This is a genomic window from Loktanella sp. M215 (genome assembly GCF_021735925.1).
Taxonomy (GTDB): Bacteria; Pseudomonadota; Alphaproteobacteria; order Rhodobacterales; family Rhodobacteraceae; genus Loktanella.
This window is the reverse complement of the sequence record NZ_WMEA01000001.1, coordinates 2,864,823-2,886,867: the sequence shown is the minus strand read 5'-3', so window position 1 is coordinate 2,886,867 and position 22,045 is coordinate 2,864,823. Positions and strand designations below refer to the sequence as shown.

At 65.1% G+C, this 22,045-nt stretch carries 21 protein-coding genes; 2 read left to right on the top strand and 19 right to left on the bottom strand.

The features are described from left to right. Position 1: 1 nt before the first annotated feature. Complete coding sequence (gene secD / locus GLR48_RS14205) at positions 2 to 1,633, bottom strand: protein translocase subunit SecD (RefSeq protein WP_237062384.1); 1,632 nt, start codon at positions 1,631 to 1,633, stop codon at positions 2 to 4. Between the two features lie 34 nt (positions 1,634 to 1,667). After that, positions 1,668 to 1,949 carry a preprotein translocase subunit YajC gene (gene yajC, locus GLR48_RS14200; RefSeq protein WP_237062382.1) on the bottom strand — a complete coding sequence of 94 codons (282 nt, stop codon included), beginning with the start codon at positions 1,947 to 1,949 and terminating at the stop codon, positions 1,668 to 1,670. A 269-nt stretch (positions 1,950 to 2,218) separates the two neighbouring features. Here yajC and serS point away from each other — a divergent pair, with 269 nt between their 5' ends. Both serS and GLR48_RS14190 read left to right on the top strand, forming a co-directional pair. Then, positions 2,219 to 3,511 (top strand): serine--tRNA ligase, encoded by a 1,293-nt coding sequence (serS, locus tag GLR48_RS14195; protein ID WP_237062380.1) that lies wholly within the window; start codon positions 2,219 to 2,221, stop codon positions 3,509 to 3,511. Between the two features lie 41 nt (positions 3,512 to 3,552). After that, positions 3,553 to 4,269, top strand: a complete 717-nt coding sequence (locus GLR48_RS14190) for a hypothetical protein (RefSeq protein ID WP_237062379.1) — start codon at positions 3,553 to 3,555, stop codon at positions 4,267 to 4,269. Here GLR48_RS14190 and der read toward each other — a convergent pair. The 17 genes from der to GLR48_RS14105 all read right to left on the bottom strand — a co-directional run bounded on the left by der (position 4,266) and on the right by GLR48_RS14105 (position 21,981). Next, on the bottom strand, positions 4,266 to 5,723 hold the full coding sequence (gene der / locus GLR48_RS14185) for a ribosome biogenesis GTPase Der (RefSeq protein ID WP_237062378.1): 1,458 nt from the start codon (positions 5,721 to 5,723) through the stop codon (positions 4,266 to 4,268). The two genes, GLR48_RS14190 and der, sit on opposite strands and share 4 nt — an antisense overlap. Positions 5,724 to 5,771: 48 nt before the next feature. Next, complete coding sequence (locus tag GLR48_RS14180; protein ID WP_237062377.1) at positions 5,772 to 7,073, bottom strand: PQQ-like beta-propeller repeat protein; 1,302 nt, start codon at positions 7,071 to 7,073, stop codon at positions 5,772 to 5,774. Between the two features lie 14 nt (positions 7,074 to 7,087). Further along, positions 7,088 to 7,795, bottom strand: coding sequence for a hypothetical protein (locus GLR48_RS14175; protein WP_237062376.1), 708 nt, complete (start codon positions 7,793 to 7,795; stop codon positions 7,088 to 7,090). Positions 7,796 to 7,909: 114 nt separating this feature from the next. Then, positions 7,910 to 9,106 carry a multidrug effflux MFS transporter gene (locus tag GLR48_RS14170; RefSeq protein WP_237062375.1) on the bottom strand — a complete coding sequence of 399 codons (1,197 nt, stop codon included), beginning with the start codon at positions 9,104 to 9,106 and terminating at the stop codon, positions 7,910 to 7,912. A gap of 104 nt (positions 9,107 to 9,210) precedes the next feature. After that, complete coding sequence (locus tag GLR48_RS14165) at positions 9,211 to 9,549, bottom strand: hypothetical protein (protein ID WP_237062374.1); 339 nt, start codon at positions 9,547 to 9,549, stop codon at positions 9,211 to 9,213. Further along, on the bottom strand, positions 9,546 to 11,369 hold the full coding sequence (locus GLR48_RS14160; protein ID WP_237062373.1) for an ABCB family ABC transporter ATP-binding protein/permease: 1,824 nt from the start codon (positions 11,367 to 11,369) through the stop codon (positions 9,546 to 9,548). Before GLR48_RS14160 ends, GLR48_RS14165 begins: the two co-directional genes overlap by 4 nt. A 57-nt stretch (positions 11,370 to 11,426) precedes the next feature. Continuing rightward, a complete protein-coding gene (locus tag GLR48_RS25950) occupies positions 11,427 to 12,863 on the bottom strand; it encodes a LysM peptidoglycan-binding domain-containing protein (protein WP_237062372.1) in 1,437 nt (478 codons plus the stop codon). Continuing rightward, a complete protein-coding gene (gene rarD, locus GLR48_RS14150) occupies positions 12,820 to 13,722 on the bottom strand; it encodes an EamA family transporter RarD (protein WP_237062370.1) in 903 nt (300 codons plus the stop codon). Before rarD ends, GLR48_RS25950 begins: the two co-directional genes overlap by 44 nt. Positions 13,723 to 13,833: 111 nt before the next feature. Further along, on the bottom strand, positions 13,834 to 14,286 hold the full coding sequence (locus GLR48_RS14145) for a host attachment family protein (protein WP_237062368.1): 453 nt from the start codon (positions 14,284 to 14,286) through the stop codon (positions 13,834 to 13,836). Beyond that, positions 14,279 to 14,500, bottom strand: a complete 222-nt coding sequence (locus GLR48_RS14140) for a hypothetical protein (protein WP_237062367.1) — start codon at positions 14,498 to 14,500, stop codon at positions 14,279 to 14,281. The genes GLR48_RS14145 and GLR48_RS14140 overlap by 8 nt, the downstream gene beginning before the upstream one ends. 65 nt (positions 14,501 to 14,565) lie before the next feature. Then, the gene (locus tag GLR48_RS14135; RefSeq protein WP_237062366.1) at positions 14,566 to 15,537 is read right to left on the bottom strand and encodes a threonine ammonia-lyase; all 972 of its coding nucleotides are present in this window, start codon (positions 15,535 to 15,537) and stop codon (positions 14,566 to 14,568) included. Positions 15,538 to 15,604: 67 nt separating this feature from the next. Then, positions 15,605 to 16,204, bottom strand: a complete 600-nt coding sequence (locus tag GLR48_RS14130; protein ID WP_237062365.1) for a superoxide dismutase — start codon at positions 16,202 to 16,204, stop codon at positions 15,605 to 15,607. Positions 16,205 to 16,283: 79 nt separating this feature from the next. Next, complete coding sequence (locus GLR48_RS14125) at positions 16,284 to 16,859, bottom strand: sarcosine oxidase subunit gamma (RefSeq protein ID WP_237062364.1); 576 nt, start codon at positions 16,857 to 16,859, stop codon at positions 16,284 to 16,286. Beyond that, positions 16,852 to 19,857, bottom strand: coding sequence for a sarcosine oxidase subunit alpha family protein (locus GLR48_RS14120; protein WP_237062363.1), 3,006 nt, complete (start codon positions 19,855 to 19,857; stop codon positions 16,852 to 16,854). Before GLR48_RS14120 ends, GLR48_RS14125 begins: the two co-directional genes overlap by 8 nt. Beyond that, entirely contained in the window at positions 19,854 to 20,183 is a 330-nt protein-coding gene (locus GLR48_RS14115) for a sarcosine oxidase subunit delta (protein WP_237062362.1), read from the bottom strand. Before GLR48_RS14115 ends, GLR48_RS14120 begins: the two co-directional genes overlap by 4 nt. 93 nt (positions 20,184 to 20,276) lie before the next feature. Next, positions 20,277 to 20,633 (bottom strand): hypothetical protein, encoded by a 357-nt coding sequence (locus GLR48_RS14110; RefSeq protein WP_237062360.1) that lies wholly within the window; start codon positions 20,631 to 20,633, stop codon positions 20,277 to 20,279. A 103-nt stretch (positions 20,634 to 20,736) separates the two neighbouring features. After that, positions 20,737 to 21,981 (bottom strand): sarcosine oxidase subunit beta family protein, encoded by a 1,245-nt coding sequence (locus tag GLR48_RS14105; protein WP_237062358.1) that lies wholly within the window; start codon positions 21,979 to 21,981, stop codon positions 20,737 to 20,739. Between the last annotated feature and the right edge of the window lie 64 nt (positions 21,982 to 22,045).

The window sequence follows — 22,045 nt, the reverse complement described above, 5'->3', positions numbered from 1 at the left end:
CCTAAACCTCGATTGTTTTCGGACGCCGCCAGGCGAACCAGATGACGATCAGCGACCGCGTGACGAAGATCGCGGTAAAGATCGACGTGATGATGCCCAGACCCAGCGTGACCGCAAAGCCGCGAACCGGACCGGACCCCATGTAGAACAGGATCGCGGCGGTGATCAGCGTGGTGACATTACTGTCCACGATGGCCGAGAGGGCGCGTTCATAGCCAAGTTCGATGGCGCGGGCCGGCCCCTTGGCGGTGCGCAGTTCTTCGCGGATCCGCTCGAACACCAGCACGTTGGCGTCCACCGCCATGCCGACGGTCAGCACGATGCCCGCGATGCCCGGCAGGGTCAGCGTCGCCCCGATCAGGGACAATCCGCCAAAGATCAGCCCCATGTTGATCATCAGCGCGATATTGGCAAAAAGGCCGAACAACCCGTAGGTCATCAGCATGAAGATCACGACAAGGGCAGAGCCCACGACGGCGGCCTGCTTGCCCGCGTCGATGCTGTCCTGCCCCAGTTGCGGGCCGATGGTGCGTTCTTCGAGGAAGCTCAGCTTGGCCGGCAAGGCACCGGCGCGCAGCAGCACGGCCAGATTGGTCGATTCCTCGACTGTGAAGTTGCCGGTAATGATGCCCGATCCGCCGGGAATATGGCTTTGGATCGTGGGGGCGCTGATGACTTCGTTATCAAGCACGATGGCAAAGGGTTCGCCGATGTGATCCAGCGTGTAATCGCCGAACTTGCGCGCGCCGGTCACGTTGAAGCGGAAATTCACCGCAGGCCGCCCGTTCTGGTCGAAGGCGGGCTGGGCATCGACAAGCTCTTCGCCGCTGACGACGGGCGCGGTGTCGAGGACGTAGAACACGCCGGGCTGATCGACGGAGGGCAGCACCTCTTGTCCGACGCCCGCCTGTTCGGTGGCACTGGCGGCGCGGCCGACGACGGGCTGAAAGGTCAGCTGCGCCGTGGTGCCGATGATGTCCTTGACCTCTTGCGCCGATCCGACGCCGGGCACCTCGACCAGAATCCGCGTCTCGCCCTGACGCTGGATCGTGGGTTCGCGGGTGCCGACCTCGTCGATGCGGCGACGGATGATTTCCAGCGATTGCTGCATGGTCCGGTCGTCCACGGCGAGCTTTTCGGCGTCCGACAGGCGAATCGTCAGCAGCGGGCCGTTGCCCGTCACCTCGATATCCGTGGACCCGGCCCCGGTCAGCGAGGTAATGGGCCGCGCCAGACCGCGCGCGATTTCCAGCGCGCGATCAGCACCGGCTGGTTCAGAGATGCGGACGATAAGCTCGTCCGGTGCACTGCTTTCGCGGGTGACGAAACCGACGGTGTTACGATCAGCCGCAAGGGCATCCCGAACCTCTGGCCATGTGGCGTTCATGATCGTGGCGTAGACGTCAGACGTCTGCACCTCGGCCAGCAGGTGCGCACCGCCGCGCAGATCAAGGCCAAGATTCACGAGGCCCGAGGGCAGGAACGACGGCCAGGTCGTGTCGACCTGACCTTGCGCGATGGCGTCGTTATGGGTCTCGACCCGGCTGTAGAAGGCGTTGGGCAGCGCCAGCGCCAGACCGACGATGACCGTCAGCCAGATCGCGGCCTGTTTGAAGGCAGAGAGGTGCAGCATGTAATAAAAGCCCTTGGGCCAGAGGTATCGCGGCTTATTTTGCCGGTTCGGTCTTGTTCACGACGGTCGCGATGGTGGACCGGATCACGCGGATCTTCACACCGGTCGCAATCTCGACCTCGACTTCCTTGTCGGCGTCGTTGACGGCCGTGACCTTGCCCAGAATGCCACCCTGCGTGATGACGCGGTCACCACGGCGCAGCGCGTCCACCATCGCCTGATGTTCCTTCAGCTTTTTCTGCTGGGGACGGATCAACAGGAAATACATGATCCCGAAGATGATCAGCATCAGAATAAGCGATTGGGTGCCCTGCATGGCGGTTCCTCCAAAGTCTGTCGCAGGGTGCACAGGCCCCCCGTCAAAGTCGCGGCACATTAGGTCTGGGGTTCACGAATGGCAACCATTCCCCCGTCTGCGCCCTCGCGATATCGGGGGGATGCGGCGGGGCGTCAATGGGGCTGCGTCAAATCGCTGTCCGCCGCGGTCACATTCGCGCCAGACCCATGGCCTTTCCCCCCTTCAATGCGCGGCGGACTTGGTGCATACCCGCGCCACCACGCACGCCGACAGGAAGGACCAGACCCATGCACGACATCCGCATGATCCGAGAGACACCCGACGCCTTCGACGCCGCCCTGTCCCGGCGTGGTCTGGACCCCGTCTCGCCCGCGATCCTGGCGCTGGACGCCGCGCGTCGTCAGGCGATCAAGCAGGCAGAGGATGCGCAGGCCGCCGCCAACGCGGCCGCCAAGGATGTGGGCCGCGCCAAGGCTGCGGGCGACGATGCGGAATTCGACCGCCTGCGGACCCTGATGGCCGACAAGAAGGCCGAGATCGCGGCGCTGAACGACCGGGCCCGCGATCTGGACGGTCAGCTGAACGACCTGCTGCTGAACCTGCCCAACCTGCCCTATGACGACGTGCCCGCAGGCCGCGACGAGGCCGACAATGTCGAACAGAAGCGCACCGGCACGCCGCGCCAGTTCAACTTTCAACCGCTTGAGCATTACGACATACCCGCCGTGAAGGCGGGCATGGACTTTGCCGCTGGCGCCAAACTGTCAGGCTCGCGGTTTGTCGTGCTGCGCGGGGCCGTGTCGCGTGTCCACCGGGCGCTGGCGCAATTCATGCTGGACACCCACGTCGACGATCACGGTCTGACCGAGACGATCACGCCGGTCCTCGTGCGAGAAGAGATGATGTATGGCACCGGCCAGCTGCCGAAATTCGGCGAGGACAGCTATCAGACCACGAACGGCTGGTGGCTGATCCCCACGGCAGAGGTCACGCTGACCAACCTCGTGAACGGCGAGACGATCGAGGCAGACACCCTGCCCCGTCGCTATACCGCCCACACCCAATGCTTCCGGTCAGAGGCCGGATCGGCAGGCCGCGACACCAGCGGGATGCTGCGCCAGCACCAGTTCGAAAAGGTCGAGATGGTCAGCATCACCCACCCGGATGAAAGTGACGCGGAACATGCCCGGATGACCGGCTGCGCAGAAGCGATCCTTGAAAAGCTGGGTCTGCCCTATCGCAGCATGCTGCTTTGCGCCGGTGACATGGGCGCCGGGGCCCGCCGCACCATCGATCTTGAAGTCTGGCTGCCCGGTCAGGACACCTACCGCGAGATCTCCAGCATCTCGACCTGCGGCGACTATCAGGCGCGGCGGATGAATGCGCGGTTCAAGCCTGCGGGCGGCGGCAAGCCAGAATTCGTCCACACGCTGAACGGGTCCGGTCTGGCTGTCGGGCGTTGCCTGATCGCCGTTCTGGAAAACGGCCAGCAGGCCGACGGGTCCGTCGTTCTGCCGGATGTTCTGACGCCCTATCTGGGGGGTCGGAACACGATCTCGGCAACCGGCGAATTAAAGTAAGACAAGGGTGAACTTTCGTCTTGCAGGCTGCGTTGGCTGGTATGAGCAAATCACTCGGATATCTGACACTTGTCGTCACGGCTGCCTTCGCGGCAGCCCCCCTGCTGTCGGGTGACTTCAGCGGCTTCACGGCGGATCAGTTGCCTGTCCCCCAGATCAACCCGCCGATCCAGCCGGCGGGTTATGCCTTTGCGATCTGGGGGCCGATCTACCTGTGGCTGGTGATCTCTGCCATCTACGGCGTCATTTACAGGGTCAGCGATCCCGCATGGAGCCGGGTCCGGGTGCCACTGTGCGTCAGCCTTGGCGTTGGCATTCCTTGGCTTCTGATCGCGCAGGTCAGCGCCATCTGGGCCACGATCACCATCTTCATCATGGCCGCCGCGGCGATCGTCGCCCTCAACCGTACGCCCCTGTCGGATCGTCGGTGGTTGCGCGGGCCGGTCGCCCTTTATGCCGGGTGGCTGACAGCGGCCAGCTTTGTGTCGCTCTGCACGACGCTGGCAGGTTATGACATCCTGCTGAACGGATATCATTGGGCCTTTGTCGGCATTCTGGGGGCGCTGGCCGTCACCATCGCGACCTACGCCCGGACCGCGGCACCGATCTACCTCGGGGCCGTGATCTGGGCCTTGATCGGCATCTGCGTCAACAACGGCATGCACAACTTTCTGGTCACGGCACTGGCCATCACCGGGATCGTGGTGCTGGTCTGCATCATGGCCATGTGGGCGCCACGCATCAACCGGCAGGCCTAGCGGTCGCTGCCGGGCGCCTTCTTGTGCTTGCTCAGCCGTGAGGGCTGCGACGACTTCTTATCCTTGTAGGGGTTCTTGTCCCCCTGATCGCGCAGCGTCAGGCGAATCGGCGCGCCAGGCATGTCAAAGTCTTCGCGCAACCCGTTGACGAGATAGCGTTTATAGCTTTCGGGCACGAGGTCCGGGTGAGACGTCATCACCACGAATCCCGGCGGCCGCGTCTTGACCTGCGTGGCATAGCGCATCTTGATCCGCTTGCCGCCAGGTGCGGGTGGCGGGTGCTGTTCCAGCATCCCCGTCAGCCAGCGGTTCAGCTGCGCCGTCGTGACGCGGCGGTTCCAGACATCGTAGGCCTTCATGATCGCCTGTTGCAGGCGGTCCAGCCCCTTGCCGGTCTTGGCCGAAACCGTGACCAGCGGCGCGCCGCGCAGCTGCGGCAGCAGGCGGGTGAACTCCTCGCGCAATTCGCGCAGCTTGTCCTGCTTGTCTTCTTCGGTATCCCACTTGTTGACGCCGATCACGACGGCCCGGCCCTCACGCTCTGCAAGGTCGGCAATCCGCAGATCCTGCTGTTCGAAGGGGATGTCGACGTCCAGCAGCACGACAACGACTTCGGCAAACTTGACCGCACGCAACCCGTCGCTGACGGAAAGCTTTTCCAGCTTTTCGTTGATCCGGGCCTTCTTGCGCATGCCAGCGGTATCGAAGATCCGCATGGGCACGCCGTCCCATTCCGTCATGACAGAGATCGCGTCGCGGGTGATGCCCGGTTCCGGCCCGGTCAGCAGACGGTCTTCGCCGATGATCTTGTTGATCAGCGTGGATTTTCCAGCGTTGGGGCGACCGACCACGGCGATCTGCAAGGGCTTGGCACGCGTCGGCACGCGGGGTGCATCCGGATCCTCGTCATCGACGGCGACATCCGTGTCGGGCGCGTCAGCCAAGCTGCGTTCTTCGAACTGTTCCGACAGCGGGCGCAGTACGTCCATCAACTCGCCCATGCCTTCGCCATGCTCGGCCGAAATCCGGATCGGCTCGCCCAGACCCAGCGCATAGGCTTCGAGGATCGTGACGTCGGCGGCCTTGCCCTCGCCCTTGTTGGCGGCAAGGATGACGTGGGCGTTCTTCTTGCGCAGGATGTCGGCAAAGACGCGGTCGGCGGGCAGCACGCCCACGCGGGCGTCGATCATGAACAGGCAGACGTCGGCCATTTCGACCGCGCGTTCCGTCAGCTTGCGCATCCGGCCCTGCAGCGATTCGTCCGTGGCCATTTCCAGACCGGCGGTGTCGATCACGGTGAACTTGATGTCCGCAATCCGCCCCGGCCCTTCGCGCAGATCGCGTGTCACGCCGGGCTGGTCGTCGACCAGTGCCAGCTTCTTGCCCACCAAACGGTTGAACAGGGTGGATTTGCCGACATTGGGTCGGCCCACAAGGGCAAGGGTAAAGGTCATGTCACGCACTCCGGCAAGTCAGAGAGCGGGCCATACACCTCTTTTACCTCAACGGAAAGCCAGCAGTTGCCCGGTCTTGGTCACGACGTACAACACCCCCCCCGCGACAGCGGGTGTGGAGGCCGCCCCACCAGGCAAGGGCACGGAGCTGACGAGCGCGCCCGAGGTCGGATCGAACGACCGCAGCAGCCCGTCGGATGAGGCGACGATCAGCCGCCCGCCCGCCAGAATCGGGCCGTAGTTGGCGAAAACCGTGCTCTGGCGGTTGAAGAAGCCTTTTTGCTCTTTCAGGTCCGGCAGGGCCACGCGCCAGATGGCACTCCCGTCGGCGGCGTCCAGACGCACAAGCTCGTTCAGGTCGTTGACCATGAAAACGGAATCGCCCGCAGGCCAGACCGGACCAGAGGCCCCCTCGCCTGCGGTCCAGATCCGCTCGCCAGAGGCCGCGTCGATGGCGACGGTCACGCCAGTGAAGTTGCCGACATAGACGCGGTCGCCGTCGATCACCGGGTCGCCCGCGATATCGGTCAGCGTGCCGTAGGCCTGCCCTGGACGGTCGCCGCTGACGATCTGCGACCAGCGCTGGATGCCGCCTTCAGGGAACACGCCCGTCACTTCACCCGAGGGGAACGGAAAGACCGCAAGATCGGCGCTGACCGCGGGGCCTGCACCACCGCCGTAGGACGTGTCGGACGGAATACCGTTGACCTGATAGCGGATGCGCCCGTTCGCCACGTCGATCGCCCAGGCCGTGCTGTCGCGGCTGACGACATAGATCAGATCGCCCATGACGGCCGGGGCGGATGTGCCGGGGGCGTTCAATTCCTGCACCCAGACCGTGCCGCCCGTCGCCGGGTCCAGCGCCGTCAGCGTGCCATAGCCGGTCGACACGACCAGCAACCCGGACCCGATGGCCAGACCGCCACCAGAGGCATCGGTGTGCATATCCGTGGGCGGCGTGATGTCGGCTGTCCAGACGGGCGCGCCGCCGGTGGTCACGGCGGTCACGTGGGACCGCGCATCGAGTGTATAGACAAGGCCGCCAGAGACGACCGGGTCGGCGGTGATGCGGGCGCTCTTGTCGTCCCCCTCGCCGATGTTCACGGCAAAGATCTGTGACAGTTGTGCGGCCAGGGCCGGCTGCATCACGGTGTGGTCGGCCGCGCCGTTACGATGGCTCCAGGACGCGTTGAACTGGGCCGCCGGCATGCTGATCGGACGGGCAGAGTTGACCTCGGCCATATCGCTGCGGATCGGTTCGCGCACACCAGGCAGGATGATGTCCTTTTCGCCGCAGGCGGTCAGGGTGGCCAAGGCCAGCAGGCCGATGGAAAGGGTCTTGGAAGTCACGGCAAGGCGCCCTTTCAGGGATTGGTCGGTGTCACGTCGGCAGGAGCCTCGGCGGGGGCGTCGGCTGTGGCGGCGGCGTCAGGCAGCGGCGCACCCAGCGCCACCATCAGGCTTTGCGCGCGGTCACGCAAGCCCTGCGTGACGCCGGCATCGTTCAGGATCGCGGTCAGCCGGGTCACGGCGCTGTCGCGGTCATCTGCCGCAAGATCGACCAGCGCAAGCTGTTCCTGCGCCAGCAGGGCAAAGGGCTGACCGGGGGCGGCCAGCGGCTCCAGCCGAGCGCGGCGCGCGGCGGGATCGGTGCCAGCGTCCAGCATCGCGGCCTTGAAGGCCGCCAGATCGCGGTAGATCGCGGGGACGTCCGTGCGGGCGGCCAGCGCATCCAGCGTCTGGGCCGCGGCATCGGCCTCGCCCGCTTCTTGCTGGGCGGCGGCGGTGATCAGCATCCCAGCGGCGGCAGAAGACCCGGTCTGCGGCAGCGCGTCCAGTGCGGCGGCGCGGGCGGCGGGGTCATTCGTGGCAAGGGCGGCCAGCAGCGCGTCGCCGGTCGCCTCAGCGGCGGCGCGGGTCTGTGCATTGCGGTATTCGGTCCAGGCCGCGCCAGCAACCAGCAGAATGACGGCGAGGATGGCTATCCAGCCATACTTCTTCAGCGTCGCGAACAGACGGTCGCGGCGGACCTCTTCGCTGACCTCGTTGATGAAACTGTCCGAATCGCTCATGGCCGTCCCCCGCGCGCGGCCCCTTGACGGGGCCGCCTTTGCCCGCGTCTTACCTTGAAACGGCACGGATTGCCAAGGGCTGCGCCCGCGCAACTGCCGGATTGTGCTGCCCGATCAGGCTGGCGCGGCCTGACTGCGGGCGACCCGCCCCAATGTAGCCAGCGCCAGGGCCAGCGCGCAGACCGCGCACAGCGCGATGGCGGCGACCATCGGCAAGGCGGTGCCGTCAAAGAACAGCCCCGTCAGCGCGATCATTACGCCGCCCGCCAGCATCTGCAGCGTGCCCCCCAACGACGACGCAAGGCCCGCGATCCGCCCATGCGCATCCAGCGCCATGACCATCGTGGTGGGGATGACCACGCCCAGGCAGGCATTGGCCAGAAACAGCATGGCAACGATCAGATAGAACGACACGAACCCCGCCAGCGTCAGCGCCAGCAGGGCCAGCGTGAACCCGGCGAAGCCTATGACGCCCCAGCGCATCAGCGGCACGATGCCGAACCGTTCCCCCAACGGCCCAGCTCCCTGACTGGCCGAGAAGAAGCCGACCGCGTTGATCGCGAAGGCCAATGAGAAGCCCGTGGGCGACAGGCCGAACTGCTGGACATAAACGAAAGCCGCACTGGCGATGAAGACGAAGAAGCTGGCCATGCCGAAGCCGCCGATGAAGGTCAGGCCCATGAAGACCGGGTCGGTCAGCAGCACCTTGGACCCCGCGATGAGCGATCCAAAGTGAATCGGCTGACGCTTTTCGACCGCGAGTGTCTCTGGCAAGGCAAAACCGGTGATCAGCAGCGCGATCGCGGCGACACCGCAAAGCACCCAGAAGATCAGCCGCCAGTCGCCCAGCTGGATCAGACCGGACCCCGCCAGCGGCGCCAGCATGGGCGAGACCGAGATCACCAGCATCACCAAAGCCATCATCTTGGTCGCCGCCGTGCCCGTATGCATGTCGCGGATCACCGCGCGCGGCACGACCATCAGGACAGCTCCACCGATGCCCTGCACCGCGCGGGCGGCAACCAGCGTGCCGATGGTCGGTGCCATCGCGGCCACGACGCTGCCCAGGATAAAGATCGCCAGGCCCACGAACAGAGGCCGCTTGCGCCCGGCCTGATCGGACCAGGGGCCATAGATCAGCTGCGCCAGACCGAAGGCCACGAAATAGCTGGTCAGCGTCATCTGCGCCGCCGTCTCGCTGACGCCCAGCGATGCGGCCAATGCCGGCATCGCGGGCAGATACATGTCGATGGCAAAGGGACCGACAGCTGACAGAAGACCCAGGATCAGGGCCATGCGGAAGAGGGACATCGTATGAGACCTGATCTGAATGAGATTTACGGCGACGCTACGCCGCGACGCAGGGCCTGACAATCCGCGATGCCGCGCCGCAGAGTTGCGCGCTGACGCACAGTTCAGGTGCCGCGCGCCTGCGCCTCTGCATCCAGCCCGGTCCACCAGTCGGCGTAAGATGAGTTCTTGGGGTGCTTGCCGCCCTCGTCCGGGGCACCGTCATCCCACCAGACCGGACCGCGCTCGCCAAGGTCGCGCTTGGCCAGATCGACGCGGTCGCGCGCGGCACGGGTCTCGGCCTCGTCGCTCGCCTGCCCGACCGCGCGGCGCGCCTGCATCAGCGCCTTGACCGCCGCCCGGCGCGTCGTGTCGTCCAGCGCCGGATTGGTGCGCCGCCACAACCGCCCATTGGATACGAAATACCGCCCGTCCGGCGTTTCGGGATAGTCCTTGGCGCTCAAGCGGCCTCTTCCTCGCTCTGCCGGTTCCACAGTTGCGCATAGCGCCCCGGTTCCGCCAGCAGCGCGTCATGGGTGCCGCTTTCAACGATCTCGCCGTTTTCCAGCACGACGATCCGGTCGGCGTCCTGAATGGTGGACAGGCGGTGGGCGATTGTGATGACCGTGCGCCCCTGCCCCATCATCCGCAACTCGCGCTGGATTTCGCGTTCCGTGTCGGTGTCCAGGGCACTTGTCGCCTCGTCCAGCAGCAGGATCGGGGGGTTCTTCAGCAGGGTGCGCGCGATTCCGACGCGCTGTTTCTCGCCACCCGACAGCTTCAACCCGCGCTCGCCCACGGTGGTGTCATAGCCGTCAGGCAGCGACATGATGAAGTCGTGGATATTGGCCGCGCGCGCGGCCTCGCGGATGTCAGCCTCGGAGGCACCGGGGCGGCCATAGGCGATATTGTAGTGGATGGTGTCGTTGAACAGCACCGTGTCCTGCGGCACGACGCCGATCTGGGCGTGCAGGCTTTCTTGCGTCACATCGCGCAGGTCCTGCCCGTCGATCCGCACGGCACCGCCGGTCACGTCGTAGAAGCGGAACAGCAGCCGCCCGATGGTCGACTTGCCGGAACCGGAGGAGCCGACGATCGCCACGGTCTGCCCCGGCAGCACATCCAGATCGACGCCCTTCAGGATCGGGCGCGCGGCATCGTAGCCGAAGTGGACATCGCGCAGCGCGATATGACCGCCAGTGACGACCAAATCGGTCGCACCGGGCTTGTCCAGCACCTCTGCGGGTTGTTCCAGCAGATTGAACATGTCGCCCATGTCGATCAGCGCCTGCCGGATCTCGCGGTAGACGGTGCCGAGGAAGTTCAGCGGCATGGTGATCTGGATCATGTAGGCGTTGACCATGACGAAATCGCCCACGGTCAGCGTCCCCGCCCGCGCACCGATGGCGGCCATGACCATGACGATCACCAGCCCCGCCGTGATGATCAGCGACTGGCCAAAGTTCAGGAACGCGAGGGAGTAGTTCGTCCGCACGGCGGCGGTTTCATAGAGCCGCATGGCATTGTCGTAACGCCCGGCCTCCCACTTTTCGGCGCCGAAATACTTGACGGTCTCGAAGTTCAGAAGGCTGTCGATCGCCTTCTGGTTCGCATCCGTGTCCTGTTCGTTCATCACCTTGCGGATCTTCACCCGCCATTCGGTGACGGTGAAGGTGAACCAGACGTAAAGTGCGATCGTGACGACGACGACGACCATGTACCAGACGTCGAAATTGAAAAACAGCACGACCGAGATCATCAGAAGTTGCAGCACCAGCGGCCCCATCGAGAAGATGAGGAAGCGCATCAGGAAATCCACGCCCTTCACGCCACGCTCGATGATGCGGGACAGGCCGCCGGTCTTGCGGGTGATGTGATAGCGCATCGACAGGCGGTGGATATGGGTGAAGGTTTCCAGCGCCAGCGTCCGCAGCGCGCGCTGGCCGACAGGGGTGAAGATCACGTCGCGCAATTGCGTCAGACCCGTCGTCGCCAGTCGGGACAGTCCGTAAAGCACCGTCAGCCAGACGGCGCCGAGGGCGATCAGCCAAGTATCGTCCCGCGCCTCTGCCGCCAACGAGTCCACCGCCGCCTTGTAGAGAAACGGCGTCCCCACCGCGATGGCGTTTGCCAGCAGCAGTACGCTGATCGCCGCGACCACGCGGACCTGCGTATTCCGGTCGCCCTTGGGCCAGAGGTAGGGCGCCACGCGGCGGATCACGTTCCAGCCCTCGATCTTGGCATCAGGGTCGAAATTGGCTTCGGTCTTGGACAGGCGGCGCATGGAATTCCTTCGGCTGATGGTTCTACCTAGGCGCAGCCCCGGCCAATGGCCAGTCCGTCAGCGGTCGGGGATGACAAAGACCTGACCGGGATAGATCAGGTCGGGATCGCGGATCTGGTCGGCATTGGCATTGAAGACCGAGACATAAAGCATCCCGTCGCCCAAGTTGTCCCGCGCGATGGCCCAAAGCGTCGATCCCGGCTGCACCGTCTGGGTCAGCGCGCCCATGGCGGCACCGGCGTCCGTCGCGGCCTGCACGTCGGCGGGGGCCTCGCGGCGGAACGGCGTCTCGACCCGGCTTGCGACCTGTCCCTGCGCATTCAGCGCGTCGATCCGCAGGGTATAGGTGCCCGCATCGACCGGCGGCAGGGTCAGCCGCCAGTCGCCGTCGACGCCCACCGGGGCCGTCGTCACGGGGCGGTTGTTGATATAGACCTGAAGCGTGCCGTCGCCGGGCGCGCGCCCCGCAAGAAGCACCTCTCCCGCCGTGTCGTAGGTGATCGCATCGAGGGCGACACGGTCCATGACCTGCGGCCCCGGGCCCATCACCCGCGCCCCTGCGGCATCGACGACGATGGTCGGGGCCGGTACGGTGTCCTGTGCTGGCGCGTCGCTTGCATCCGGCTTAATGTTCGGTGCGACCGCTGGGCCCGCGGCCGTGGGGTCGCCTGCATCGGCGGCCACAGTGTCAGTTGCGCCGTCGGCGGGCAATTCACGCGGGATCGGCACAGCACGGGTTTCATCGCCCGATACCGACGACGTTTCAGGCACAGAGGGCGTCGTGTCATTGGACGCGATGGCCGCATCCGCCGCCGGCGTCGACGACGCATTTGCGGCCACAGTGGGCGCGGCAAGTCTCGGGGACCCGGCGCCCGGCCGCACCAGAACCGTCTCGCCGCTCGGCGCGTCATCGTTTTCGGCAAAGGTCAGGCTGCGGGGCTTGTCAGAGGCCGCGATCTGCGCGGTCGCGGCAAAGCCGCCGCCGCCATCGGCCTGCGCCTCGGTCAGGGGCGCGCCGTCCAGCAGGATCGTCACCCGCGCACCGGGCGTCGCATGCCCGGCGACCACGGCAACGCCGTCCAGCCCCAGCAGAAAGGTATCGACCCGCGGGCCGGTGGGCGGCGCGTCAGGCGTGGCCTGCGGCGCAGGTGCGCCCATGGCGGTCGTGGCGGGGACAGACGCGTCGGCAGCAGGCGGCGTAACATTGGCAAGGTCGGGTGCGATACGGGGCAGCAGCGCCACGACGGCCACGGCCAGTGCCACGGCCAAAACCGCGCCGCCCACCATCCGAGCCGTGTTGTGCGCCATGTCCTGCCCCCCCGGGTGACGGCGCGCCTCTGTCCGGCCCGCCTGCCGCACAGGCTGGCGCAAACAAGGCGCATGGGCAAGGCCGCCGATCACATCTGCGGCATCGCGTGCGGCGACAATGGCTTGCGCACCACAGGTCGCCTCAGGCCGCGGCCCTTGCACGGCGGCGCGCGGCCCGGTCCGCACTGATCGACGACCCGGAATACAGCGCCAGCGCCGCCCAGATCATCGGGAACGCAATGCCGTGCCACAGGGTGAGCGGGTTGCCGAAAAACAGGACCGCACAGGCGAACTGCAGGGTCGGGTTCAGATATTGCACCAGCCCCACGGTCGACAGCCGCACCCGCCGCGCGGCAAAGCTGAACAGGATCAGCGGCAACCCGGTCAAAAGACCGGACAGCGCCAGCAGCGCCATGTCTGACCAGTCGATGGTATGGCGGCCCACCTCTGTCCCCTGAAAGATCAGCCACAGCAGCGCAAAGGGCGCCAGAACCGTGACCTCTGCCGTGACGGACACGACGCCGCCCAGATCAAGGCCCTTTTTCAGCACCCCGTAGGCGCCGAAGGTGCCGGCCAGAAACAGCGCGATCCAGGGCGCCACGCCCAGCCCCACGGTCAGGACCAGAACGGCAAGGGCCGCCAGCAGGACTGCCGCGATCTGCAGCCTGCTCAGCCGTTCCTTGAACACGACCGCCCCCATCACCACAGCGACGAGGGGGAAGATGTAATAACCCAGCGATGCCTCGAGCGCGTTGCCGATCGAGATGCTGTGGATAAAGCCGAACCAATTCAGCGAGATCATCACGGCAGAGGCCACGATGACGACCAATGTGCGCCGGTTGGTCAGGGCAGCGCGGACCTCGCCCAGCCGACCCTGCACCGCCAGAAGCCCTGCGAAAAAGATCAGCGACCACAGCGTGCGGTAGCAGAGCACCTCGAGCGAGGGGACGTGGGCCAGCAGGTGGTAGTATAGCGACGACAGCCCCCAGATCGTGCAGGTGACGATGAGGGCGAGGACACCTTTGGCACCGGGCGTCAATGGCATGGAAACTTCCTTGGAATGGTGCGCCCTTGTGATCCCAAGTCGCAGCCGTCCGCAAGGTACGAAAAAGGGCCACACCCTTAGGTGCGGCCCCTGTCCTGTGCTGCGACCACCTCAGGCGGCGAGGTCGGCTTTCACGATATCCTCGATCTGCTTGATCGGATGGTTGGTCAGGGTCTTGGGGATTTCGCCCACGATCTTGTCCGTCACCTCTTGGTGCAGCTTGTCGCGCAACTCGCCCAGCACGTTTGGGGCTGCGACCAGCACGAGGCTGTCAAATTTGCCCTTGTGCGCCCGCTCGTAAAGGATGTCGGCCAAGTCTGCGGCAAAGCGGTCCTTGGCCAGCTCGTGCCAGTCGGTGTCGTCATAGGCCGACTTGCCAGGGTTGGCGGACTGGCCAACGCGACCGGGCCGGTTGGCGGACTGGTCGATGTCCTTGGGATTGTCCTGCTCTTCCTTGCGGATGACCTCGAGGTTCGGGTCCTCGCCATCCGTCACGTTGCGCAGGAACAATGCCTTTTCGCCGTCGGCCACGACGACCCATGTGCCATTCTTGATCTTAGTCATTGCGGACATCCTGATGGGTTGCAATCTTGTCCGACTTCAGCGCGTCGGTATGGGTGTCGGGGCTGTCGGTCACGCGCTTTTCAGCGTCGCGGCTGCCGACCTTTTCGGCCAATGCTCCGCCTGCTGTGCCGCTTTGGTCGGGGGCTGCCGGGGGATTGCCGATCAGTTCCTCGGTTTCCGAGTGTCCGTCGGTAGAGCGTTTGCGCTCGGCCATGGTGGCTCTCCTCTTCTTTGATTTCCTTGGGAAACCAACGGACGGGAGGGCGTCTTTGTTCCGGGCTAGTCCGCCATGATCGCGGCATGGCGCGGCAGAGAGATATTGGACCCACAGGCGATGATGCCCACATGCCGCCCCGCCAGATCGTCGCGCAACGGCCCACAGATCGCGGCCAGCGAGGCGGCACAGGCGGGTTCTGCCAGAATGCGCAGCACATCCATGTAATGCCCCATGCCAGCCCGCATCTGGTCGTCGGTGACATGCACCATCCGGTCGATCACCGCCTGTGCGACGGCAAAGGACTGCGGCATCGCGCGCGGCGCACTGAGGCTGTCGGCGATGGTGGTAATCCGGTCAAGCGCCACGGGATGCCCTGCCGCAAGGCTGCGCGTCATGCTGTCGGCACCGACAGGCTCCACCCCGATGACGGTGCACCCCGGATTGGCCAGTTTAAAGGCCGCACCCATGCCACCGATCAACCCGCCACCGCCGACGGGTACGATCAGCGTGTCGATATGCGGCGCCTGTTCTGCATATTCCGCACCGCAGACCGCTGCCCCCAGCATCATGTGGTCGCCGTCGAAGGGATGCAGGATCGCCCGACCTTCTTGCGAAACGACGCGGTCCATCTCGGCAAAGGCGGCAGGCATGTCGGCGCACAGCGTCACCTCTGCCCCCATCGCGCGGCAGCCTTCGATGCGCAGGGGATCGACGGTTTCGGGCATGGCGATGCGGGCGCTGACGCCTGCGGCCTGTGCAGCCCAGCTGACAGCCAGCGCATGATTCCCACCGCTCGCCGCCACCACGCCCACCCGGCGCTGTCCGTCGTCCAGCGCCCGGATGCCCAGCAGCGCGCCGCGCGCCTTGAAGGATCCCGCCTGCTGGAACAGCTCCAGCTTGACCGTGACGCTGGCGGCATCGGGCAGGATGCCCCGCCAGCGGTCCGATGTCAGGGACAGGACCGGGGTGCGGATCGTCTGGGCGGCGATCGCCTTGGCGGCGCGGGCGATATCGTCCTGAGTCGGCAGAATCATCTTATGTTCCAAAGCAAAAGGCCCGCGCAAAACGCACGGGCCTTTGTTAGATCAATCGGCGGCAGGATTACATCCGGCTTGCGACATTTTCCCAGTTGACCAGATTGTCGAGGAAGTTGGTCAGATACGCAGGGCGCTTGTTGCGGAAGTCGATGTAGTAGGAATGCTCCCACACGTCGCAGCCCAGCAGCGCTGTCTGGCCAAAGCACAGCGGGTTCACGCCGTTCTCAGTCTTGGTGATCTTCAGGCTGTCGTCCTTGTCCTTGACCAGCCAGGCCCAGCCGGACCCGAACTGCCCGGCACCGGCGGCCGCGAATTCGTCCTTGAACTTCTGAACCGAACCAAAACTTTCGGCCAGCGCCAGCTCCAGCTCGCTCGGCATCTTCGATGTCTCCGGGGTCATCATCTCCCAGAACTGGTTGTGGTTCCAAAGCTGCGAGAGGTTGTTGAACAACCCGCTCTGCGCCACGGCGCCAGCCTGATAGGTCTGGGTGATCGCATCTTCAAGCGACATGCCTTCGTATTCCGAGGCGGCCAGCAGCTTGTTGCCGTTGTCGACATAGGCCTTGTGGTGGATATCGTAATGATATTCCAGCGTTTCCTTGGACATGCCCTTGGATGCCAGCGCGTCGTGGGCATAGGGAAGATCGGGAAGTTCGAAAGCCATGGTGTGACCCCTTTTCTATTACGGTTCGTTCGCGCGAATGGAAGCGCGATTGCTCACCGGGTCAACCCCTGAAACCAAGTCAAGTTCCACGCGGGAAATGTCCGACCGGCCCGGCCTTGGCCGACGCTTCCAGCAGATCGAAGGCATAGTTGGCCACGGACCGGAAGCAGATGACCTGAAAGCTCTGGGCATCCGTCATCCAGAACGCCGCCGCGATCTGACCCAGCCGCGTGCGCAGTACTTGACCGGGGCCGAAAACGTCCGGATGCAGATCGACAGGGGCCAGCTTCGCTATGACCTCGCGGGCGAACGGCCCCTCGACCCGCAGCATGGCGCGCGCGTCAGAGAGGTCGAGCGCCAGATGGTGCTGATCCTTCATCGCCTTGGCGATTCGGGCCAGGGCGTCAGCGACCTCGGCGTGCGGCATCAGGAACAACAGCTCGTCAGGCGACATCCACAGCACGGCACGGTCGTCGCGCAGCAACGCCTCGCGCAGGCCGGGGGCCGGTGCGCCGACAAGGTCCTTGCACAGCGCCTTGAGCTTGCCGAAGGACAGATCGCAGCGCAGGCTGATCATACCTTGAAGGCCCATATCGCTGACCTGAACGCTGCCGGATGTGGAGCGGCCCTGCAGGGCGCTGACGGGGTCAGACATTCTGCTTCTCTCCCTCCTTGTCATAGAACACCGGATCGCAGATGCGGGCATCGACCGTGCCGCCGCCTTCCTTGGTAAATGCGATCACCTCGCCCATCCGGTCGGGTCCGCGCCGGACCAGTCCCATGGCGATTCCCTTGCCCAGCGTCGGCGAATAATAGGTCGAGGTCACGCGGCCCTGCGTGTTGCGCTGGCCGTTGGTATTCTCGCCCACATCGACCGCATAGGCCCCGTCGGCCAGCACGGATCCGTCCAGCGTCTCCAGTCCCACCAGCTTCCAGCGGTCGGGATCCTGCATGTGCGTGCGCTGCTGGCCGCGCTTGCCAAGAAAGTCATCCTTCTTCTTGGAAATCGCCCAGTCGAGGTTCAGGTCCTGCGGAATGACGGTGCCGTCGGTTTCATCCCCGATCATGATGAACCCCTTTTCGGCCCGCATGACGTGCAGCGCCTCGGTGCCATAGGGCATCAGGCCAAGGGGTTCACCGTGCTTGACCAGCAGATCCCAGAAGGCCGCACCCTGCCCGGCCCGCACCGCAATCTCGAACGACAATTCGCCGGAGAAGCTGATCCGGAAGATCCGGACGCCGAAACCACCCAGCGTGCCTGCGGTCCAACGCATGAACGGCAGATCGTCCTGCGTCAGGGGCATGCCGCCCATGTCCTGCAGCAGGCGCCGCGCCTTGGGACCGACGACAGCGAACTGGGCGTATTGCTCGGTCACGTTGGCGACATAGACCTGCCAGTCCCACCATTCGCACTGCAGCCAGTCCTCCATGTGGGCATGGATGCGGTCCGCGCCGCCGGTCGTGGTGTGGCACAGCCACGTGTCGTCATCCAGACGCGCGACGACACCGTCGTCCATCAGAAACCCGTTCTCGGAACAAATCAGGCCATAGCGGCAGGCGCCCACAGGCAGCGTGGACATCATGTTGGTATAGATCATGTCGAGGAACCGGCCCGCGTCAGGCCCCTTGACGACCAGCTTGCCCAGCGTGGATGCGTCAAGCAATCCAACGGCTTCGCGGGTGTTCTTCACCTCGCGCGTCACCGCGTCATGCACCGTCTCGGCGCCGCGCGGATAGGCATAGGGCCTGCGCCACTGGCCGACGGGTTCGAAATCGGCGTCGTGATCCTCGTGCCAGGCCTGTGCCGGCATGCGCCGCACCGGCTGGAACAACTCATCCCGCGCCACACCGGCAATCGCGGCCAGCGGCAGCGGCGTATAGGGCGGGCGGAAAGTCGTGGTGCCGACCTGCGGGATCGCCTCACCCAACGCATCAGAAAGTACGGCAAGCCCATTAACATTGCTGAGCTTTCCCTGATCCGTCGCCATGCCAAGCGTGGTGTACCGCTTGGCATGTTCGACCGACTGAAAGCCTTCCTGTGCGGCCAGCTGCACGTCGCTGACCTTCACATCGTTCTGATAATCCAGCCACATCTTGGCCCGCAGATCGTAGGGTGCCTGCGCCGGCATGATCCAGACCGGAGCCATGGGATCCTCTGCCGCATCGTCGCCCATCGGGGCCTGACCGGGCTTTTTCACGTGACCGGCGGCAGAGGCGGCCTTGCGACCAGCGCCAAAGCCGTCGGCAATCGCCTCTGCGGTGAACAGATGGCCGTTCGCCGTCCCGGCTGCGGTGACAAAGCCTGCACCGTCCGCGCCGGTCGGCGGGCGGTCGGTATCGGGGCGGAACATGGCCTGCGCGTCATCCCAGATCAGCTTGCCGCCGCAGTGGGACCACAAATGGACGACCGGCGACCAGCCGCCGGACATCGCCACGCAATCGCAGTCGATCTGTTCCGTCTGCCCGCCGGTGCCGTCCTGCGCGCAGATGCTGACGCCGGTGACGCGCTTGCCGCCTTCGACACCGCCGATGGCGCTATGCGTCAGGACGCGGATGCCAAGGGCGCGGACCTGTTCCGGCAGCGCGCCTTTCACAGCCGGGCGCGCGTCGATCACCGCAGACACCGTCAGCCCGGCGTCATGCAATGCCAGTGCGGTGCGATAGGCGTCGTCGTTGTTGGTCACGATCACCGTGCGCTGCCCCACGGCAACGCCGTAGTTCACCACATAGTCCCGCAGCGCCGCCGCCAGAAGAACACCCGGCACGTCGTTGTAGGCAAAGGACAAAGGCCTCTCGATCGCACCCGTTGCGGTGACGATCTGCCCAGCCCTGATCCGCCAAAGACGCTGGCGCGGGCCGCCCTGCTTTGGCGCGTGGTCGGTCAGCCGTTCGTGCGCCAGCGCATAGCCGTGATCGAAGACACCCGCACCCTGACACCGCACGCGCATGTCGACGTTGGGCATGGCGTGAAGCTCGCCCAGCGTGGCGTTGACCCAGTCCTGCGCCGACTGTCCTTCGATCAGCGGGCGGTCCACGACGGCACGTCCGCCCCAGTGGGACGTCTGTTCGATCAGCAGCACCCGGGCACCGGCGCGACCCGCAGCCAAGGCTGCTGCCAGACCGGCGATTCCGCCACCGACAACGAGGACATCCACGGTGACGTTGAAGTGTTCGTAGGTGTGATCGTCGCCCGTCTCTGGCGCCGCCCCCAGACCCGCGGACTTGCGGATGATGGGTTCATAGATGTGCTTCCAGAAGGCGCGCGGCTGGATGAAGGTCTTGTAGTAGAAGCCTGCGGGCAGAAAGCGTGACAGTTTTGCGTTGATCACGCCCACGTCGAATTCAAGGCTGGGCCAGTGGTTCTGGCTGCGCGCCACAAGGTCTTCGTAAAGGTCGACCTGTGTCACCCGCGCGTTCGGTTCCTGCCGGTCGCCGCGACCGAGTTCGACCAGGGCGTTCGGCTCTTCCGCCCCGGCGGCGACAATGCCGCGCGGGCGGTGATACTTGAATGACCGGCCGACCAGAAGCTGGTCGTTCGCCAACAAGGCGCTGGCCAGCGTATCGCCAGCATAGCCCTGCATCGCCTTGCCATTGAACGAAAAATGCACGGGACGGTTCTTGCGGACCAGCCGTCCGTTGGTGCGCAGCCTCATTTGAAATCTCCCCAGGCCCAACCGGGCTGCTTTTCGGTGATCGTGTCACGGATCGTCTGCGGCGGCTCGTGCGTCTGGGCGGGATAGGTGCCGTACACCTCCAGCGTGGCGGTGTTGCGCGCGGCAAGGAACCACTTGCCGCAGCCATAGACGTGCCGCCAGCGTTCGAAATGCACACCCTTCGGGTTCTCGCGCATGAACAGGTAATTCTCGAAGGCTTCGGCCTCGGACCCCGGTCCGAACCGTTTCACATGCGCCTCTCCGCCCGCGTGCAGGTCAGTTTCGTCGACCATGCGGTCGCAGTGGGGACAATGCAGGATCAGCATAGGACGGCCTCTGGCAATGGGCGTGGAAAAACACAAAGGCCGCCCGACCCAGTCAAGGATCGGACGGCTTGAGCGTCGGACGGTAAAGACCGCTTAGTTGTTGGCTGCGGGTGCGTCGGCAGCAGGCGCGTCCGTCGCGTTGTCGACGGCATTGTCAGTCGCTGCGGCAGCGCCGGCTGCTGCATCGCCAACCGCGTCAGCGGTGCTGGCGGCTGCATCGCCCACGGCATCTGCGGTATCAGCGGCGGTCGTGTCGGCAGGCGCCGTCGTTGCGACGTTGCCGTCGCCATCGCCGCCGAGGAACAGGAAGGCCAGCAGTGCGAGGACCACGATGACCACACCGATGATAAGAGCAGAGCTGCCGCTGCTGCGCTTCTCGACGACGGGAGTCGTGTTGTTGTGGATCGTGGTCGTGTTGGGGCGGTTCGGGTCGGTGTTACGGTCGGACATGCTGAATTCTCCATGCATTGATCAGTTGGCGACAAAACGTCGCAACCATCAGTCCGGTTCCCGCACTTGTGAAAGATGACGGATTTCCGCCGATGAGGTGCCATCAGTGGGCCACCCCGGCCGCCACGCTTTCGTCGATGAACTTGCCGTGCCGGAAGCGGTTCATGCTGAATTCCGCGGTCAGCGGCGATGATCCCTTGGCCACCAGCTCTGCCATCGCCCAGCCGGAGCCGGGGATCGCCTTGAACCCGCCGGTGCCCCAGCCACAGTTGACGAAGATGCCCTCCACCGGCGTCTTCGACAGGATCGGAGAGCGGTCCCCCGTCACGTCCACGATGCCGCCCCACTGGCGCAGCATCTTCAGACGCCCGACAATGGGGAAGGTTTCGACCAGGGCGCGGACCGTCTCTTCGATATGATGAAAGCTGCCGCGCTGGGTGTAGTTGTTGTATCCGTCGGTGCCGCCGCCGATCACCATTTCGCCCTTGTCGGACTGGGACATGTAGCCGTGGACGGTGTTCGCCATGACGACCACGTCCATGCAGGGCTTGATCGGCTCGCTGACCAAAGCCTGCAACGCCACGGATTCGATCGGCAGCTGGAACCCGGCCTTTTGCGCCAGCACGCTCGCATGACCCGCGACCACCATCGCCAGCTTGTCGCATTTGATGTCGCCGCGCGTGGTGTTGACGCCGGTCACGCGACCGGCTTCGGTCACCACGCCCGTCACCTCGCACTGCTGGATGATGTCCATGCCCATGTCGGCGCAGGCGCGGGCATAGCCCCAGGCGACGGCATCGTGCCGCGCGGTGCCGCCGCGGGCCTGCCAGAGCGCGCCCAGCACCGGGTAACGCGGCCCGTCGATGTTCATGATCGGGCACAGTTCCTTGACCCGCGCGGGGCCGATGAATTCGGTCGTCACCCCTTGCAGCGCGTTGGCATGGGCGGTGCGCTGATAGCCGCGGATCTCGTGCTGGGTTTGCGCCAGCATCATCACGCCGCGCGGGCTGAACATGACGTTGTAGTTCAGGTCCTGTGACAGCGTTTCATATAGGCTCCGCGATTTTTCATAGATCGCGGCAGAGGGGTCCTGCAGATAGTTGCTGCGGATGATCGTGGTGTTGCGGCCCGTGTTGCCGCCGCCCAGCCAGCCCTTTTCCAGCACCGCGACATTGGTGATGCCAAAGTTTTTACCCAGGTAATAGGCCGTCGCGAGGCCATGGCCGCCGGCGCCCACGATGATCACGTCATAGCGCGGCTTGGGTTCCGCCTGGCCCCAGGCGCGGGTCCAGCCGGTGTGCTGGCGGAACGCTTCGCGGGCGATGGCAAAGGCGGAATAGCGTTTCATGGGGCCTGATTCCTCAAGGGGCTGCGCGCGGGTCTGCACGCCTTTCCTGACCTGCCCGGGCATA